General features: G+C 41.9%; 1 tRNA gene. It reads right to left on the reverse strand.

The annotated features are described in order from the left end of the window. Positions 1-162 precede the first annotated feature (162 nt). A tRNA-Pro gene (locus FC20_RS09810) sits at positions 163-236 on the reverse strand. Between the last annotated feature and the right edge of the window lie 36 nt (positions 237-272).

A 272-nucleotide genomic window follows, 5' to 3' on the forward strand; every position in this document is an offset into this window, starting at 1 on the left:
AGGTGATGTTCTACCACTGAACTACTTCCGCGATACGTTTTTTAGTATAGCAGATGGAGAAGATTTTTCAAGCCTTTTTAGCAAAAAAAATTTTCCAAGCTAATTTTACAAAAAGAAAAAAGCACTACTTAAACAAGTAATGCTTTGATCACACATTGGCTATCGGGAATGCAGGATTTGAACCTGTGACCTCTACGTCCCGAACGTAGCGCTCTACCAAACTGAGCTAATTCCCGAACTGAAGCGGAAGACGGGATTCGAACCCGCGACCC

This window comes from Lactobacillus equicursoris DSM 19284 = JCM 14600 = CIP 110162, assembly GCF_001434815.1.
GTDB lineage: Bacteria > Bacillota > Bacilli > Lactobacillales > Lactobacillaceae > Lactobacillus > Lactobacillus equicursoris.